General features: G+C 56.3%; 20 protein-coding genes. 11 read left to right on the top strand and 9 right to left on the bottom strand.

The window, feature by feature from the left end; all coding sequences use genetic code 11:
• Positions 1-183: 183 nt before the first annotated feature.
• On the bottom strand, positions 184-876 hold the full coding sequence (locus tag C8D72_RS08890) for a YagK/YfjJ domain-containing protein (protein ID WP_115854053.1): 693 nt from the start codon (positions 874-876) through the stop codon (positions 184-186).
• A gap of 658 nt (positions 877-1534) precedes the next feature.
• On the opposite strand from C8D72_RS08890, the gene C8D72_RS08885 reads away from it, so the two are divergent.
• From C8D72_RS08885 to C8D72_RS08865, 5 genes are all read left to right on the top strand, one after another.
• Positions 1535-1867 (top strand): hypothetical protein, encoded by a 333-nt coding sequence (locus C8D72_RS08885; RefSeq protein ID WP_115854052.1) that lies wholly within the window; start codon positions 1535-1537, stop codon positions 1865-1867.
• Positions 1868-1983: 116 nt separating this feature from the next.
• Positions 1984-2949, top strand: coding sequence for a DUF932 domain-containing protein (locus C8D72_RS08880; protein ID WP_115854051.1), 966 nt, complete (start codon positions 1984-1986; stop codon positions 2947-2949).
• A gap of 86 nt (positions 2950-3035) precedes the next feature.
• Positions 3036-3236, top strand: a complete 201-nt coding sequence (locus C8D72_RS08875; RefSeq protein ID WP_115854050.1) for a hypothetical protein — start codon at positions 3036-3038, stop codon at positions 3234-3236.
• The gene (locus C8D72_RS08870; protein WP_115854049.1) at positions 3233-3988 is read left to right on the top strand and encodes an ERF family protein; all 756 of its coding nucleotides are present in this window, start codon (positions 3233-3235) and stop codon (positions 3986-3988) included. Before C8D72_RS08875 ends, C8D72_RS08870 begins: the two co-directional genes overlap by 4 nt.
• A gap of 41 nt (positions 3989-4029) precedes the next feature.
• On the top strand, positions 4030-4641 hold the full coding sequence (locus C8D72_RS08865) for a lambda exonuclease family protein (RefSeq protein WP_115854048.1): 612 nt from the start codon (positions 4030-4032) through the stop codon (positions 4639-4641).
• Here C8D72_RS08865 and C8D72_RS17360 read toward each other — a convergent pair whose 3' ends face one another.
• The gene (locus C8D72_RS17360; RefSeq protein WP_147301521.1) at positions 4642-4869 is read right to left on the bottom strand and encodes a hypothetical protein; all 228 of its coding nucleotides are present in this window, start codon (positions 4867-4869) and stop codon (positions 4642-4644) included.
• Positions 4870-5053: 184 nt separating this feature from the next.
• Positions 5054-5251: a helix-turn-helix transcriptional regulator gene (locus tag C8D72_RS08860; protein WP_115854047.1), complete on the bottom strand. Its 198-nt coding sequence runs from the start codon at positions 5249-5251 to the stop codon at positions 5054-5056.
• A gap of 448 nt (positions 5252-5699) precedes the next feature.
• Here C8D72_RS08860 and C8D72_RS08855 point away from each other — a divergent pair, with 448 nt between their 5' ends.
• Positions 5700-6590: a hypothetical protein gene (locus tag C8D72_RS08855; protein WP_115854046.1), complete on the top strand. Its 891-nt coding sequence runs from the start codon at positions 5700-5702 to the stop codon at positions 6588-6590.
• A 96-nt stretch (positions 6591-6686) separates the two neighbouring features.
• Here C8D72_RS08855 and C8D72_RS08850 read toward each other — a convergent pair whose 3' ends face one another.
• Positions 6687-7901 (bottom strand): tyrosine-type recombinase/integrase, encoded by a 1215-nt coding sequence (locus C8D72_RS08850; protein ID WP_115854045.1) that lies wholly within the window; start codon positions 7899-7901, stop codon positions 6687-6689.
• 332 nt (positions 7902-8233) lie between these two features.
• Positions 8234-9100 carry a YicC/YloC family endoribonuclease gene (locus C8D72_RS08845; RefSeq protein ID WP_115854044.1) on the bottom strand — a complete coding sequence of 289 codons (867 nt, stop codon included), beginning with the start codon at positions 9098-9100 and terminating at the stop codon, positions 8234-8236.
• A 127-nt stretch (positions 9101-9227) separates the two neighbouring features.
• On the opposite strand from C8D72_RS08845, the gene rph reads away from it, so the two are divergent.
• Positions 9228-9950 (top strand): ribonuclease PH, encoded by a 723-nt coding sequence (gene rph / locus C8D72_RS08840; protein ID WP_115854043.1) that lies wholly within the window; start codon positions 9228-9230, stop codon positions 9948-9950.
• Positions 9951-10094: 144 nt separating this feature from the next.
• On the opposite strand, the gene C8D72_RS08835 is transcribed toward rph, so the two are convergent.
• A complete protein-coding gene (locus C8D72_RS08835) occupies positions 10095-10856 on the bottom strand; it encodes an exodeoxyribonuclease III (RefSeq protein ID WP_115854042.1) in 762 nt (253 codons plus the stop codon).
• Between the two features lie 86 nt (positions 10857-10942).
• Between C8D72_RS08835 and pyrE the strand changes: the two genes are divergently transcribed.
• The 3 genes from pyrE to trmL all read left to right on the top strand — a co-directional run bounded on the left by pyrE (position 10943) and on the right by trmL (position 12935).
• On the top strand, positions 10943-11590 hold the full coding sequence (pyrE, locus tag C8D72_RS08830) for an orotate phosphoribosyltransferase (protein WP_115854041.1): 648 nt from the start codon (positions 10943-10945) through the stop codon (positions 11588-11590).
• A 178-nt stretch (positions 11591-11768) separates the two neighbouring features.
• Entirely contained in the window at positions 11769-12320 is a 552-nt protein-coding gene (locus tag C8D72_RS08825) for a YfaZ family outer membrane protein (RefSeq protein WP_115854040.1), read from the top strand.
• Positions 12321-12470: 150 nt separating this feature from the next.
• Positions 12471-12935 (top strand): tRNA (uridine(34)/cytosine(34)/5-carboxymethylaminomethyluridine(34)-2'-O)-methyltransferase TrmL, encoded by a 465-nt coding sequence (gene trmL, locus C8D72_RS08820; protein WP_115854039.1) that lies wholly within the window; start codon positions 12471-12473, stop codon positions 12933-12935.
• On the opposite strand, the gene C8D72_RS08815 is transcribed toward trmL, so the two are convergent.
• Together C8D72_RS08815 and C8D72_RS08810 are read right to left on the bottom strand one after the other, a co-directional pair.
• Positions 12893-13402, bottom strand: coding sequence for a GNAT family N-acetyltransferase (locus C8D72_RS08815; protein ID WP_115854038.1), 510 nt, complete (start codon positions 13400-13402; stop codon positions 12893-12895). The two genes, trmL and C8D72_RS08815, sit on opposite strands and share 43 nt — an antisense overlap.
• 58 nt (positions 13403-13460) lie before the next feature.
• The gene (locus C8D72_RS08810) at positions 13461-14039 is read right to left on the bottom strand and encodes an STN domain-containing protein (protein ID WP_115854037.1); all 579 of its coding nucleotides are present in this window, start codon (positions 14037-14039) and stop codon (positions 13461-13463) included.
• Positions 14040-14159: 120 nt separating this feature from the next.
• Here C8D72_RS08810 and rep point away from each other — a divergent pair, with 120 nt between their 5' ends.
• Entirely contained in the window at positions 14160-16211 is a 2052-nt protein-coding gene (rep, locus tag C8D72_RS08805) for a DNA helicase Rep (protein ID WP_115854474.1), read from the top strand.
• On the opposite strand, the gene C8D72_RS08800 is transcribed toward rep, so the two are convergent.
• Complete coding sequence (locus C8D72_RS08800; RefSeq protein ID WP_115854036.1) at positions 16208-17254, bottom strand: Ldh family oxidoreductase; 1047 nt, start codon at positions 17252-17254, stop codon at positions 16208-16210. The genes rep and C8D72_RS08800 overlap by 4 nt on opposite strands.
• Between the last annotated feature and the right edge of the window lie 251 nt (positions 17255-17505).

The following is a 17505-nucleotide window of genomic DNA, read 5'->3' as shown; positions in this document are numbered from 1 at the left end:
GGGCGCTTCACCACATTGCGCTGACGGTATTGCGGATCTGGCAAACTGACATAGCAGTCCCCGACGCAGACGCCTGTGCATACGCCGCCGGGGAATGATCACGCGCATGCCATGGCGAGTACAGTAGCTTTCTAACTTCTTCAGGAAGGTAATGAAAGGGCCCGCCAGAGACGGGCCTTATGCTCAGCGACGACTCGAATCGAAGACGTGAATCCCTTGATTGAAAGGTTTGCTATACGCTTTGCAAAGGTAGCTGGCCATGAACATTGCTTCATCCATTGCGTACCAATCGTCAAGATGCAGGATGTTTGACCAAGGAACCTTAGTTACGGGGTCTTTGCTTACATTGACCAACTGTCCAAAGCGCGGGTCGTCAGCATCAAAGCCCATTGCTTTCAGCCAAGAACGCATTATGCGATGGTAGATGTTCTGACGTGAGTAAATGCCGTCATAGTCTGGTGCAAATTTGCCTATGCTGTCGAAAGCATCCTTGTTGAACAAAAGCATTAGATGGTAGTGGGGTTTATTGCTAGAGGCTTGTTCTCGGGCCCACAGATAGCGTGGTGTTGGAGGATACTTGGTATTCGCTTTTCTCAACTCGTAAAAGAAGAAGCGAAAGAACCTTGCCAGAACAACGTTATCATCATGCATACGTGATCTTGGCATGGCATCAGGAAAGTGCAAATCTACTCGAAAGGCAAAGGTAGTTCGGTTCGTCTCTCGGGCAAGATTGAGCGTGAAGAGGCTCCTTTCCAGGAAGTTTTCAATTAGCGGCCCTTTTTCATGCTGCATGACAGCGTAACCACAATAGGTCTCTTCGTAGAAAAGACGCAGTTTGTCGTTGTCAGGATGGCGTAGGGGAAAGCTTGGGAACATTGGTTATACTCGCGAACAAGATTAATGGACTTGAAGCGAAGTTCTTTGATTGTTGGAGAGAGGCCCAAGGATGGATGAACTCCTGTTGAGTAACAGCATCAAGAGTATCAGTGAGTTAACCATTGCTGCTTGTTAGAACAGCTTGGAGTTCATTCCGTATCTCTTGTTTTATATCAGAAGCTTGTATTAAGTCAGAAGGGATATGGAGCACCTGGACCTGCTCTGTGGATATTCAAGATAGACTTCACTTGTGAAGTCTATTAATGATTCATGGAACTCTATAATACTTCCCCGTCAGTAGTGCACGTGAATGCATCAGGCCAGCTCTATCCCTTAACATAGAAATGTAAGGTAGAACCGGCGAAACGAGTCATGGACGCATTATCAAGAAATTCCGTTTCCAACAGGACAAGAATTAATGACGAAATGATCGCCACTTCACTTCATTACATATCGTGGCGATGTTAAGAATTACATTTCCTGGATGGTGTCTTGTGCTTGCCCATTTGAAAACCGAGATGATCTGCTGCGTGCTTCAAGGTGGAGAGTATTGATGAGGCTTGGCTTCATTCAAAAATATTTCAGACCTGTATTACCTTCCTGAAGCTGGGAAGCATTGGCTTGCTCAATAGCTGATTTTTGCAATCAGGAGGTATTCATGAAATTCAGTTGTCCACGCTGTAATTCACCTCACATTGTTGATCGCCACCAGGGCCGCAGTGTCTGCGGCAGCGTCGGTATCGTGGCGGGTTCCGCTGGTGGTGCTGCCGGGGCGTGGAGTGGGTCACAGGCCGGTGCGATGGCAGGAGCCTTTGCAGGGCCCGTAGGCATTGCTGTAGGCGGTCTGACCGGCGCCGTATTCGGTGCCCTGGCAGGTGGTGCTGCCGGTGGGGTGGCCGGTGCCCGTTTTGGCAGCGAACTCGATGAGCGCGTGCTCGACAACCTCGAATGCTGCGACTGCGGCCATACCTTCCGTACCCAATCCGCGTAATAGCTGTCTCCCCCAGAGACATTGATTCATTCCCATCTTTTTCATTCAAAGGGCCCGCCATCAACCGATGGCGGGCCCTTATGCCGTCTACATCAATATCAGCAAGGAGTTTCCTCATGGCACATCAAGTCGAGCAGATGGCGTACGTTGGCGATACGCCCTGGCATGGGCTGGGGCAGCAGCTGTCTCCCCATCAGCCACTGGAGGTCTGGCAGCAACAGGCCGGCATGAACTGGCACATCGAAGAGACGCCGGTGCGGTTTATCGCCGATTCTTCCTCTCATCTGGGCAGCATCCACTCTTTCCCCGAGCAGAAGGTGCTGTTCCGCTCGGATACCCAGACGCCGCTGTCGGTGGTGTCACAGCGCTATAAGGTGGTGCAACCACAGCAGGTACTGGAGTTCTATCGTGACCTGACCGAATACGCGGGGTACGAACTTGAGACGGCCGGCGTCCTAAAGGGCGGTCGCAAGTTCTGGGCACTGGCCCGCAGTGGTCTGAGCACGTCGCTCAAGAACACGGATGAGGTCCGGGGCTATCTGCTGCTGGCCACGTCGTGTGATGGAACGCTGGCTACGGTTGCTACCCCCACTTCCGTGCGGGTGGTCTGCAACAACACGCTGAGCATGGCCGTCGAAGGTGCTTCCCAGATGGTTCGGGTGCCTCATAGCACCGAGTTCAATCCGCAGCGGGTCAAGCAGCAGCTGGGCATTTCGGTATCGCAGTGGGATGACTTCATGTACCGCATGAAGGCACTGGCTGAACGCAGGATCAGCCATGACGAGGCCACCCGTTATTTCCAGACCGTGCTCAACAACACCGACGCGCCATTGGGCACGCCGGCCGGAAAGCCCAGCCGTGCCATGAACCGGATGCAGCAGCTCTATCACGGGGAAGGACGGGGATCTCACTTCTCAACGGCCAAGGACACGGCCTGGGGGCTGCTCAACGCTGTGACCGAGTATGTCGATCATGAGAAGCGTGCCCGCAGTAACGATACCCGCATGGACTCGGCCTGGTTCGGCCAGGGCGCCAACCTGAAGCATCGGGCACTGGATAGTGCTCTTGAGCTGATTGCCTGACCACCAAGCCTGTTGTTCACCACTCAATCGCATAAAGCCCGACCAGTTTTCTGGTCGGGCTTTTTATCGTCGCAAGGAGCGTCTCGATGAATACCGATATCCCTCTATCCATTTCTATCGCGCTGACCGATCTGTCGCGCCTGATGCTGGAGCAGAGCGAAACGCAGGCCGACACCCTTATCTGCGCCAAGGGCTGCTTTTACCGCGCGTCCATGACGCTTGAGCCAGTGACAGAAAAGGATCTGCAGAACGTCATCAATGAATACCTTCCGGAGAAAAGCTCATGACGCAGTCAATTACACGGCAGGACAACGTCACCAGGCATCCACCTGAACCCAGCAGCGACAGCACCGCCATCATTCAGGTGATAGAGCGGGCAGCGCTCAATCCTGACGTGGACATCGACAAGATGGAACGTCTGCTGCAGATGCAGGAGCGTGTTCTCGATCGGCAATCCCTGATGGCCTACAGCAGTGCCATGGCGGCCATGCAGACCGAGCTGCCCAGTATTGTCGAGCGGGGCAAGGGCAATAACGGTCACTACGCCACGCTGGAAGATATCGTCGATACGGTACGACCCATCCTGCAGTGCCACGGCTTTGCCGTGAGCTTTCGCATTCAGACGCAGGAGCGCGGCATTCAGGTGACCGGGGTGCTGATGCATCGGGACGGGCATCGGGAAGAGACCAGCATGCTGCTGCCTGCCGACGTGAGTGGCAACAAGAACGCCGTGCAGGCCTTTGGCTCTTCAACCAGCTATGGCAAACGCTACGTGCTCTGCGCGCTGCTCAACATCACCACGCGGGGGCAGGATGACAATGGTCATGCTGCCACGCCCATCAAGCGGATCACATCCTTCCAGGCCGGACAGCTCCGGCAACTGATCGCCAAGTGTCCCACGACCACACAGGAGTGGTTCATCGGCCGGTATGGCGATGCCGAGCAGGTGCCTCAAAGTCATTTCGACAAGCTGCGTGCGTCGCTGCAAAAGCGCGCCCAGCCACAACAGCCACCGCATGGCGACGTGCGCGAGGGGTAACGCCCTCGCCGTTTATGCCATCACATTTTCAGGAGCGCACGATGCAGATACTCAACTATGAACAGGGAACAGCCGAGTGGCATGCCGCGAGGCTGGGCATCGTCACCATGTCTGAGCTCAAGACGTTACTGGTAAATGGCAAGGGGCCAGGTAGTTTCGGAGCCGGTGCCCTGAGCTATATGCATCAGCTAATTGGTGAGCGTATTACCGGAGAGTCAGCGGATACTTTCTCGGGCAATGCCCATACCCAGCGCGGGCACGCGCTGGAGACCATAGCGCGAGAACTCTATAGCGATGCTACCGGCAATACTCATCTGGAGCAGGTCGGGATCATTCTCAACCATGGCGCCGGATACTCACCGGATAGCCTGGTAAGTGGCGATGGGCTCATCGAGATAAAGACCAAACTGCCCAAATACCAGATCGAGCTGCTGATTGCAGATGAGCTGCCACAGGAACATATGGCGCAATGTCAGGGTGGGCTCTGGGTCAGCGAGAGAGAATGGATCGACTTTGTCAGCTACTGGCCCGGAATGCCGCTGTTCGTTAAACGTGCTTATCGAGATGAGGAAATGATCAAGACCATTGCCGAACGTGTTGAAGCGTTCTATGACGAGTTGGAAAAACGTATATTGCAGGTTATAGCAGCTTGATTAATTAATTTGGCTATTTTCGTTTTTTATAGCTTGGAAGTAAATAATTGCTTCACCAATAATGCGATTTGCAACGGTGTCTCGAACTTGGCCAAGCACCCGACCCTGAGCATCACACTCTTCCAGCAGCATACGAATACCACGACAGCTCTCTGTGAGGGCTGTCGTGGTCGCCTGCAAAACATTTCTTTTTTTTGAAATGCCTTGCGTAAGTTCAATTGTTTTCAAGTGTTGGGAAATATTTTACCGCAGAGGCCAATTCAGTTTTAACTGCTGAAGCTGGTTGGATAGGTAACCGTAAGAAGTGTTGCTGTTGTGTTTTATAGATTTGTGAGCCGTGGCTGCGGCTAATCAAAAATTGTTTTGATATGTAGGGGCAAAAAGCGATGTTACAAAAATAGTTTCAAAGGCCTCATGCTGCAGTAGCCGCCTCATCTCTTTCTTTTATCTTTGATTCGATCCAGTTATTAATCTCATCTTCCACCCAGGCAACGTTCCGCTCGCCCAAGGATACCGGTTTAGGAAAGGTGCCCATCGCTATGTATTTGTAAACGGTAGAACGCGCCAGCCCGGTCAAAAACATGACGTCTTTCAATTTGAGAAGTCTCATGATTACGAAGCTCCATATTCGTCTCATGAGATGTGTGTTGTATGTAAAAAACTACTTTAAATTTTAGATGCAGTTCTATTCTTAGGTGATTGACCTTTAAAAGCCCTGAAATTGAAGAGGTTTCTTTGAATTGGTATGGCTATATCTAACAATGCTCATGCTGACTGTTAAAAAATTGATGCTTGGTTTAAGGTTCTTGCTTGTTCTGAGAATGCCAATTTCCGATGACTGGCATGCCTGTACTAGGTTTTTGCAATAGGTACAAAGCAATGAATAGCCGTTTATAAGCATTTTGGCTCGCGTAAGTGCTTGAATTTTCGTAACCCTCGTTGAAATTTCACCTCAAAAATCCTATAAAAATACCTTGGTAACTACCCTAAAGTTTTTTGAAAATCTCCCGATAGTTCTACGTAAAAGTTACGTAGTTCCAAGGCTCGAGGAGGTAAGGATGGTCGCCCACAAGAATGTTCCTTTATCAGTTTTTTTGCATGTTTCTAATAAAAGGTCCTTTGAATTTTATGCAAACATAATAAACAAGGATAAATTTGAAAATGTTGTTGAACCTAATGCTGCATCGATTGAGAGCTTTATCTCTTCTTTAGATTATCAGCCTAGACAAGCATATATCGATGGTTTGTTGATAAGAAGAGATCAAGAAATGTTGGAGCAGTCGGAGTTCGACTGGATGACATCGGATAAGCGAGCTTGCAACTTTGCTTGGTTATACTTGAGGAAATCTACTGAGACAGATCTTGTTCAGTTTTTAGAACCTGAAGGATTATTTAAAAATAGGCATTACTCCGAAAACGATACATTTGAAAATCTTGTTATTACAGGCAAGCCTACTAATTATGAAAACAATCTTCAAGATATTAAAAAATTTTACGACTTACAGGTTTGGGGAAAGTCAGCGAAAAAAAATTTGATGTCGAGCTTGGAGGCTATATGGACAGAAAGATATCAAGATAGATTAAATTTTGCTTGGCTTAATAAAAAGGATGATGAACAGTGTGAGTGGGCATGGGAGTATACGAAAAGGAACTTTGAAGAGAGCGGGTTTTTTAAACCTATAAAGCCTTCTGCTATGTATGGTGCTATTTATGCTGTTCTTGATTGCTGGGATGTTGGGGTGGATACAAAAAAACTTTTTTCTTCAAGATTTAAAAAAGCCTGGGATCAAAAGGTTTATAGAAATAAGCAGGTAGGAAGAAGTCCTTTAAACGTCTATATAGACAAAGACTCCAAGAAGATGCTGGATTTAATGGCAGATCGTAGGCATGAAAATATTTATCAGACTCTTGAAAGGTTGATTAAAAAAGCTCATAAGGAAGGCTTTTAACCTTTACAGTTTTATATCTCAAACGTTTAACACTTCTGATTAACCAAGTGCGTGTAAGACAAGTTTGCTATCTCTTTTTGAAAAAGAGATAGCGCTCTATTTAATTGCTTCTGAAATAAAATCGGCGACCTTAACCATCGCTTCTTTCCGCTCCTGGAAATAATCGTACCGGTCATAGATGCCTTCAACGCCTTTGATCTTGTGATTCAGGCAGCGCTCCGCCACATGTGCAGGCGTGCCCGTGGAGGCCAGCAAGCTCCGACAGGTACGACGTAGATCGTGCACGGTGAAGGGCTCCAGATCTCCCATTCGGTTCTCTGGCTGTTGCTTCTTGCCGGGTTCGTTGCCGAACAATTTAGCGATAGCGCGGTTCAGCGTGTCCTTTCCCATGTGGGGCGAGCTGTTACCGCGGCGGCTGGGAAACACGAACTCCGAGCCGCAGGCCCGTATCTTGAGCTCCTCCAGCCAATCAATGGTCTGAGGAGGGAGTGGGATTCTGATTCCGATGCCGGACTTGCTGCGCTCTCCGGGCAGCGTCCAGTGGCTGTTGGTCAGATCGAATTCTTTCCATCTAGCTTCGGTCAACTCGGTCTTTCTTGTTCCCAGTACCAGCAGGAGCGCGCAGGCGAGATAATTCTCTCTACTAAAGCTTGCGTTGTTTTCTCGAAACACGGTGAAAGCCGTATTGATCTCGTCTTGGGTCAGGGCTCGGCTGCGGCTTTTTTCCACGCCGCCGGCGTCATTGACGTTGAATGCCGTCGCCGGGTTGTAGGTGACAAGCCCCAGCTTGATGGCGTGGTTAAACAACTGCTTTAGATACATCAATGTATCGTTGGCGATCGTTGGTCGGCCGCTTTGCGCCACTTTCCTGATGATGCCCCTTACTTCCATGGGCGTCACGGTATCCAGCTCGCGTTTGCCGAGACTGGGGGCCACTTCCTTGTGATAAATACGGTAGGGGATTCTGGGATGTTTGAGACGCTTCTCAAGATCCGGATACCAGTCTGCAAACAGGTCGTCGACGGTTCTTATCGAAACCTGCTGTTCCTGCTTGCGTGCTTCAATGGGGTCAACGCCATCCTGAACCAGCTTCTGATGGTCCTGAGCTCGGACTCGGGCTTCTGCAAGAGAGAGATGAGCATGTTTGCCCAGCGTCATCTCCCGGCGTTTACCCGATAGCGTGTACCTCAACATCCAGTATGGCGCGCCCTTTTGCGGCACCATGAGGTACAGGCCGTCACCGTCGCTGTAACGCCCGGCTTCTTCCCCCTTGATAAGGGCCTGCACCTTTCTGGCATTGAGGCTTCCCATGGCTCTTTTCTCTTCTGGGTGAAAACGGATGGAGATTGGTCTCTCCGGATCCCCGAACGATTTAGCCCTGCCAAAGCAGAGCGTTTGCCTATGCCTGCTCCCTTTAAGGGGCAGGTAGCTAACTCACTGTGAACGTTACAGAATCGGCAAACGGTGGGGAGTACTTTCGATGATAAACGGCAAAAAGTGGGGAGGCAACGAATTTACTCCCCACTTTACTACCCAAAAGGATGTGGATTTTGACAGATGTTGATAGACGTCAGCGGACTGGTTGTCGATAAAAATACTTTAAAAACAATGGGTCTAAGTATTGTTGTGGCTTTTAATGGACCCTACTCGATATTTTGAATCTGCTCGCGCATCTGCTCGATCAGCACCTTGAGCTCCACCGCACAGCGGGTGGTGTCGGTCACCGCGGCCTTGGAGGAGAGCGTGTTGGCCTCGCGGTTGAGCTCCTGCATCAGAAAATCCAGCCGGCGTCCGATCGGGCCCTTTTGATTGAGCTGACGCTCGACCTCACCGACGTGCGTTTCAAGCCGGTCAAGCTCCTCGGCGACGTCGGCCTTTTGCGCCATCAGTGCCATTTCCGCTTCCAGCCGGTTGGGGTCAAGCTCGGCCTTGACGGTCTCCAGGCGTTCCAGAATCTGGCGGCGCTGGCGCTCCAGCACTGCCGGCAGGTGAGCGCGGACTTCCTCCACCTGGGTGCGGATGCCCGCCAGGCGCTCACGGATCAGCGCGCAGAGCTGCTCGCCTTCGCGCTCGCGGCCGGCGTTCAGGTCATCCAGGGCCTGCGACATCAGCTTGAGCGCGGCGGCGCGCACGGCGTCCATGTCGATCTCACCGCCGCGGGAGATGCCCGGATGATCCAGCAGTTCCAGCAGACTCGGCATCGAGGCTTCCGGCGCATGGCGGCGCAGGCGGGTGAGGGTTTCCATCAGCACTTCAAGGTGGTCGACGTTGATGTCGAGGCCGTCACCGCTGCCCCGGGCGCGCTCAAAGCGCAGCGAGCACTCGATCTTGCCGCGCGACAGTGCCCCGCGCAGGCTGTCGCGAAATGGCGCTTCGAGATCACGCAGTGCTTCGGGCAGGCGAAAGTGCAGATCGAGATAGCGCTGATTGACCGAGCGCAGTTCCAACGCAAGGCTGCCCCACTCGGCATCCAGCGTCTGGCGGGTGAAGGCGGTCATGCTGCGTGCCATGGGTCATCCTTGCGTGAAGTGGATAAAGGGTGAGTCTAAACGATTCGTTCATTGCGCAGGCGGGCGTGTAAGATGCCCGGCCGCCTTTTGGTTTGTGGTTTTCATTTTTACCAGTAGAGAGAGTGTCATGCGACCCAGTGGACGTGCCCCCGAGGCAACCCGTGAAATTACCCTGACCCGCGGCTACACGAAGCACGCCGAAGGCTCGGTGCTGGTCGCCTTTGGCGATACCCAGGTGCTGTGCACGGCAAGCGTGGAAGCCGGCGTGCCGCGCTGGCTGCGCGGCAAGGGTCAGGGCTGGATCACCGCCGAGTACGGCATGCTGCCGCGCGCGACCCATACCCGCAGCGGCCGGGAAGCGGCGCGTGGCAAGCAGGGCGGGCGCACCATCGAGATTCAGCGCCTGATCGGACGCAGCCTGCGTGCGGCGGTGGATCTGAAAAAGCTCGGCGAGTTCACCATCACCATCGACTGCGATGTGCTCCAGGCCGATGGCGGCACGCGCACCGCCGCCATTACCGGTGGCTGCGTGGCGCTGGTCGATGCGCTTCAGTCGCTGCAGCGCAACAAGCAGATCACTACCGATCCGCTCAAGCAGCTGGTCAGCGCGGTATCGGTCGGCATCTACAAGGGTCAGGCGGTGACGGATCTGGACTACGCCGAGGACTCGCGCGCCGAGACCGACATGAACGTGGTCATGACCGCCGATGGCGGCATCATCGAGGTGCAGGGCACCGCCGAGCAGAAGTCGTTCTCGCGCAGTGAACTCAACGCGATGATGGACATGGCCGAAGCCGGCTGTGAGCAGCTCTTTGCGTGTCAGCGCAAAGAGCTGGGTATGGTCAGTTAAACGCATGGTCAGTTAAACGCCTGGGCATGGTGAACTGATCCGCGCGATTTCAACGCCGTCCCCATAACGACACGGCGCCGGAAGCCAAAAGCTTCCGGCGCCGTTGCGCGAAGGGACCAGACGGTAGCGATCAATAGCCGGGGATCAGAGTTCCAGATCGTACTCGATGATCAGCGGCGCGAACTCGCTGAAATCGGCGTCGCGATCGATCCAGGCACGCTTGACCGTGCGGGCAATATCGGGGCCCGTGATCTGATAGTCGGTGCGCCAGCCGTCCTGACGCTTGCGCGGCACGTCGCTGTCAGGCTTTTCCCACCAGGTGTGATGGCCGGCGTTGCGCTCGACTTCACGGAAGGTGTCGACAAAGTCCATCGGTCCGAAGACCTGATCCATGAAGGCGCGCTCTTCGGGACGAAACCCGGGCGTGCTCTGGTGTTCGGACCAGTGATCGAGATCGACGGTCTTGTGGGCGATGTACCAGCTGCCGGCAATGATGTACTGGCGACGCTTGCGGCGCAGCTTGCTGAGGTAGTCGCTGTACTGCGCAATAAAGCGCTGCTTGGCGTGCGGGTCTTCCGGCATCAGAAAGGAGGCCACGCTGAAGCGCTCGTAGTCGGCCTGCAGAAAGCGCCCTTCGTTGTCGCACTGCTCAAAGCCCAGACCATACATGATCGCCTTGGGAATCTTGCGGCAGTAGATGCCTACGCCGGCAAAGTCGTCCTGTTCGGCATCCAGAAAATAGCCTTCATAGCCCTCGGGATAGAGGATCGAGTCGTCCAGCTCGAAGCTTTTGGTTTTCAGGTTCTGCACGCAGACGATGTCGGCATCCTGCGCTTTCAGCCAGTCGAGAAAGCCCCGCTCGACGGCCCTGCGCATGCCATTGACGTTGATACTGGCGATTTTCATACATGGTCCCTTGTTTTTCGCGCGTGTATGATACCCGAGCCTGACAGGTTTGGGTAAAGAGCCGGTACAAGAAATAAGGGTATGACATGATTGACGAGCAGCGAGAATTCATCGAATTCGCCATTGCCGAGCAGGCGCTCCGCTTTGGCGAGTTCACCCTCAAGTCGGGGCGCGTCAGTCCCTATTTCTTCAATGCCGGCCATTTTCACAGTGGGGCGGCACTGGCCATGCTGGGGCGCTGCTATGCCGGTGCCATCCAGCGCGCCGGACTGGAGTTTGATCTCCTGTTCGGTCCTGCCTACAAGGGCATCCCACTGGCATCGAGTACAGCCATTGCCATGTCGACTCATCATGACCGCAATCTGCCCTGGTCGTTCAATCGAAAGGAAGCCAAGGATCATGGCGAAGGCGGCTCGGTGGTCGGCGCGCCGCTGTCCGGCCGCGTGCTGATCATTGATGATGTCATCACCGCCGGCACGGCCATCGTGGAATCCATGGCCCTGATCGAGGCGGCCGGGGCCACTGCCGCTGGCGTGGTCGTGGCGCTTGATCGCCAGGAGCGCGGTCAGGGGGATATCAGCGCCATCGAGGACGTTCGTCGTCGCTATGGCATTCCGGTCATCCCTATCGTCACGCTGGCCGGTATTCTTGAGTATCTTGAAACCCGCGCCGATGACAGCCTGACACCGCATGCTCGCGCCATTCACGACTATCGCGCGCGCTACGGTGTCTAGGGTAACCGCTTCGGACGCTGTAAGCTGGCCTTGATAAAAAAGAGGTCATCATGTCGATGCCTGTCATCATGATGGCACAATGCGCCGGTGCACACCGGCCTGTATTTTCGCAGGCGAACGGATTCATCTCTGACAGCGCATGTCCCGTTCAAGGGGACAACAAGCCAAGGATTTCAAAATGAAAAAGATCATCATCTCGGTACTGGGTGCAGGCCTGGCCTTCTCAAGTCTTAATGCCTCCGCCCTGAGCCTTTCTGCCAGCGGTGGCGAGGACTCTCACGGTTTTCAGGCCACTCAGGGGCTGCTGCCGGGCTTTTCTGCCGGTCTGGGCTATTTCAGCACCAATGACAGCGGCAACAACACCAAGGCCTATTCCGGTCAGCTGATGTTCTCACCCTATCTGCCGGGTGTGGATGTGTCGGTCGGCGGGCGCTACCAGTACCTGGACAGCGACTACGGCAACGGCGGCGGCCTGGGTCTGGGTGGTTCGGCCTATGTCGATACCCCGATCCCGCGCGTCAGTGTCGGCGGCTACGGTTTCTACACCCCGGAAGGGCTGAGCCATGGCGATGTCAACGAAAGCTATGAATACGGTGCTCGCGCTCGCGCCACACTGATTGCCAATACCTATGGCTATGTCGGCTATCGCTACTACCATACCGATTTCGACAACCGTGATGGCAAGACGCTGTTCAGCGGCCCGGAACTGGGCGTTTCGGTTGGTTTCTAAATCGGTCGGTTTCTAAACCGGCGCGCATTTGATATGAGCGGGCCCGGCCTTTGCGTCGGGCCCGCTGTCGTTGGTCACAAGCCTTTTAGCCGTTGATCGCACGCGTTGATCACGACAACACCGGTCCTCGAAGTAGAGAAGACACCCGCCATGCTGGATATCGCCCTGTTCGAGCCGGAAATTGCGCCCAATACTGGCAACATCATCAGACTGTGTGCCAATACCGGCTTTCGCCTGCATCTGATCGAGCCGCTCGGCTTTGAGCTCGATGACAAGCGTCTGCGCCGGGCCGGGCTTGATTACCATGAGTGGGCCCGCGTGCAGGTCCATGCCTCGCTGGACGCCTTCATGGCGACAGTTGAGCCGCAGCGACTGCTGGCCATCACCACCCGCGGGCGCACCCGCCATGACCATGTCGCCTATCAGGCCGGCGATGCGCTGCTGTTTGGCCCGGAGAGCCGCGGCCTGCCGCAGACCCTGATCGATGGCCTGCCGGAAGATCAGCGCCTGCGTATTCCCATGCGCGAAGACAGCCGCAGCCTCAATCTTTCGAACGCCTGTGCGGTGCTGGTCTATGAAGCCTGGCGACAGCTGGATTTCGACGGGGCGTTGTAGTCCTCCGGGCCGTCGAGCGCCCTGGTCATGAACACGCTGTAAGGGTCTTCCCGGTACGGGCCAAACGGCGGGCAGGTCTCGAACCCAAAGCGGGCATAAAGGCTGCGCGCCGGGGCAAAGAGGTCGTGCGGGCCGGTTTCAAGGCTCAGCCTTTCGAACCCGCGCGTGCGCGCCTCATGGATGATGTGATCGAGCAGTTTGGCCGCCACGCCGCGGCGCAGGTGTGTGCCGGCGGTGCGCATCGACTTGATCTCGCCGTGGGTGTCATCGAGCGCCTTGAGCGCGCCGCAGCCGGCAATCGTGTCGCCCTCCCACACGCTCCAGAAGGTCATGCCGGGGCCGCGCAGCGCGTCGAGATCGAGCGCGTGGCAGCTCTCCTCGGGGGAGTGGCCGGCCAGCTCAAGAAGGTGGGCGCGCACCAGCGCGATGACGTTCGGGTCGGTCAGGTCATCCTGGACAATCTTCATGGTGATTACCTCTTGTTGTTGTGCGTGACGCGCGACGGTCGTTGCGAAGGAATGAGAGTCAGGTGCCGGCCGCTGTCAGGCGCCCTTCCAGCCAGGCAAACAGGCGCTCGTAGCTGGCCTTTTCGGCGGCACTCAAAAAGCCCTGCTCGGTGATCAATTGATCGCTCTGGGCGGCGATGGCGTCAAGCTGCGCGTCGAGCGCGTCGGCTGCGGCGGGCGACAGCGTCTCGTCGTTCCGGGCGCTTTCAACACGATAGCGCAGCGTCTCGATACGATCATTGATGCGCTCCCGGTCGCTCTGATTAACCCGGTAGTGGCCGTTATCGAGATGGACTTCCAGGCCCGAGCCGCGCACCAGCTGAATCAGCGCCGCATCCGGCGTGAATGACCCGGAAAGGGCCTGCGCCCGATGGCCCTCGACAAGGGCATTATCCATTTCGACCGGGCAGCCGCTGGTGTGGGCAAACTGCTGCAGGGCCTGATCCAGCCGCTGTTCGGGATAGTCATATGTCATCGCCTGAAGCTGACAGGCGGCGTTGGCCGGCAGGGAGACCCCGGCGGCGGCAGCCGCGAATAAAAGCCCGGCGGCGTGAAAATGCCGTTTCCTGAATGCCGGTGCAAACCTCTGATAACGCATGATTTTCCTCCTGTAAGCGGTGAGCGGCTGTCGATTCGCGCGCTGTCATTACAGCACAGGAACGGGCACAGGATGTATCATGACGTGCTCGCGTTATCTGCCTCCCATCAGGTTGTTTTCATGTCCGATATTCGCAATCGCATCAGCGGCCTCAATCCGCGTCAGCGCGAGGCCGTCAAATACATCGACGGCCCCTGTCTGGTACTCGCCGGCGCCGGGTCCGGCAAGACCAGCGTGATCACCACCAAGATTGCGTATCTGGTCCACGAGTGCGGCATGAGTGCCCGGCGCATTGCGGCGGTGACCTTTACCAACAAGGCCGCCCGCGAGATGAAAGAGCGCGTCCAGGCGCTGCTGCCCGGGCGCAGCGGGCACGGCCTGACGGTATCGACCTTTCACACCCTGGGGCTGACCATCATCCGTTCGGAGCTGAAAACGCTGGGCCTGCGCCCGGGCTTTTCGCTGTTTGATCCGGAGGATGCGAAAGCGCTGCTGCGCGATCTGATGCAAAAGGATGCCCAGATCGACGGCGATCAGATCAATAAGGTGCAGAGCCAGATATCGAACTGGAAAAATGACCTGATCCTGCCGGGACATGCGTTGTCGCACGCCGAGACCGAGGATGACGCCTACTGCGCGCGCATCTACGAGCACTATGTGCGCCACTTGAAGGCCTACAACGCGGTCGATTTCGATGACCTGATCATGCTGCCGGCGACCATGTTCGAGCGTCACCCCGAGGTGCTCCAGCGCTGGCGGGGCCGCATTCACTACATGCTGGTGGATGAGTATCAGGACACCAACTCGAGCCAGTATCAGCTGGTGCGCATGCTGATGGCCGAGCGCGAGACCTTTACCGTGGTGGGTGACGACGACCAGTCGATCTACGCCTGGCGCGGCGCGCGCCCGGAGAACCTGGTGCAGCTCGGCGAGGACTTCCCCTCGCTTAACGTGATCAAGCTGGAGCAGAACTACCGCTCGACCTCGATCATCCTCAAGGCCGCCAACACCCTGATTGCCAATAATCCGCACGTGTATGAAAAGACACTGTGGTCGGACAAGGGCCGCGGCGAGCCGATTCGCATCATCGTCAATCGCAACGAGGAGGCCGAAACCGAGCGGGTCGCCACCGAGATCCTTACCCGACGCATCAAGGAGAGCGCCCAGTGGCGTGACTTTGCCGTGCTTTATCGCGGCAACTTTCAGGCAAGGCTTCTGGAGCTGAAGCTTCAGCACCACCAGATTCCCTACAAGCTCTCCGGCGGCACCTCCTTTTTCTCGCGCAACGAGATCAAGGACGCCATGGCCTACCTGCGCCTTCTGATCAACCCGGCCGATGACAACGCCTTCTTGCGCATCGTCAACGTGCCGCGCCGCGAGATCGGCCCCAATACGCTGGAAAAACTGGCCAACTACGCCCAGGAGCGCAAGGTAAGCCTGTTTGCCGCCTGTAGCGAGATGGGGCTTTCTCACGTGCTCTCCGAGCGCGCCGTGGACCGGCTGGGGCGCTTTAATCACTTTCTCGATGGCATTCGCCGGCGCATGGATGAGGGCGATGCCATCGCCGCGATCCGGCAGATGTTTGCCGAGATGGACTACGAGGCCTGGCTCTATCAAAACGCCAGCGCGCCGATCGTGGCCGAAAAGCGCATGGGCAACGTCCACATCCTGATCGACCAGCTCGAAAAGTCGATGCATCGCGACACCGAGGAAGGTGATGACGTCGCCGAGGAGACCGACGACGTCGAAGCCGCCATCTCGCGGCTGGTGCTGCGCGATATTCTCGATCAGCAGGCCCAGGAGGATGACACCGACAAGGTGCAGCTTCTGACCCTGCACGCCTCCAAGGGGCTCGAGTTTCCGCACGTCTACGTGATGGGCGTGGAGGAGGAGCTGCTGCCGCACCGCAACTCGATCGAGATGGACACCATCGAGGAGGAGCGACGCCTGGCCTATGTGGGCATCACCCGTGCGCGCCAGACCCTGACCCTGTCGCTGGCCCAGCAGCGCAAGCAGTTCGGCGAGATGATGAACTGCACGCCGAGTCGCTTTCTCGATGAGCTGCCGCCGGACGATCTCGAGTGGTACGGCCGCGCCGACAAGGAAGAGCCCGAGAAGAAACACGAGCGCGGCCAGAGCGCAATCGCCGGCCTGCGCTCGCTGCTGGGCTAGTGCGCATTCTCCTCTTCACCGGCCGGCTCCTCACCGGCCAAAGCGTTTAGATCCCGGTAGAGCGCCGCCGGGATCGTGACGCCTTCCTTCAGACTACGACTGCGCGCTTCAAAGCGCCGCTGCGATGGCAGCCGCGCGCCCTGCCCCAGCATCTCCTCGAACAGCTTTTCTGCGTGCAAAAGCCCCGCCTCACTTTGCTCACCCAGAAACGCCTTTGGCGACAGGGCGATCACCAGCTCACCATGACAGGGTCGGCCGGTGCCGGCCTCGTTGGCCGCCTGGGTCTCATGGCTCAGGGCATCACCGATCAAGGGGCCTGCCAGCAGCTCGATCATGGTCGACAGCGCCGAGCCCTTGTGACCGCCAAAGGGCAGCATGGCGCCATCCAGCGCGGTTGCCGGGTCCGTGGTGGGCTGGCCCTGATCATCCAGCGCCCAGCTGTCGGGAATCGAATCCCCGGCGCGGTGGTGCAGCTCGATCTCGCCGCGGGCCACCATGCTGGTGGCAAAGTCGAAGGTGTAAGGGTTCTCGCCCGGGCGTGGCCAGGAAAACGCGAACGGATTGGTGCCCAGCAGCGCGCGCATACCGCCTGCCGGGGCCACAAAGGCGTGGGTCGGATTCATCGCCAGTCCCGCCAGCCCCATCTTTGATAACGCTTCCACCTCAGACCACAGCGCCGAGAAGTGAAAGCAGTGATTGATGGCCAGCACCGCGATGCCGTTGCGCTCGGCTTTCTCCTTCAACGGCGCCAGGCCCTGCTCAAACGCCAGCAGTGAGCTGCCGTAGTGGGCATCGACCCGGACAATGCCGGGCGCCTGATCGATCACCTCCGGCATCGCCTGCGGGTTTAGTCCGCCGCGCTCGGCCGTCTCCACAATGCCCAGCAGACGATACAGCCCGTGGGAGTGACACTCATCGCGCTGGGCCGCCACCACGCTGCGGGTGATGGCCTCGACGTGGCCGGCGCTAAAGCCTGCCCGCTGCAAAATGCGCCGGCTCAGCGCCTGTGCCGCCTCAAGTGACAGCGTGATGTAGTGTTCCATGCAGTGCTCCCGGTCGATGCGAGACAGGTGGGCCGTCATCAAAAGGACATGACCCGTCAGTAGCCTGCCAGCATAACCGTCTCCCCCGGCGGCGCCTGCTCGACGAAGGTGCCACAGCCATGGACGGGTTCTGGAGGCTTCGAGCGAAGATGAGTAATTTTTTGTTTCTTTGGTTGTAATTTTTTTTATTTAAATGGATTAGTTATTTAAGCCGGTCATAATGCCTTTGTATTATTTAAATTCAGTTTAAG

It is taken from the genome of Kushneria indalinina DSM 14324 (genome assembly GCF_003385845.1).
GTDB classification, from domain to species: Bacteria; Pseudomonadota; Gammaproteobacteria; order Pseudomonadales; family Halomonadaceae; genus Kushneria; species Kushneria indalinina.
Note: the sequence above shows the minus strand (reverse complement) of the source record. Positions and strands in the feature narration are given on the sequence as shown.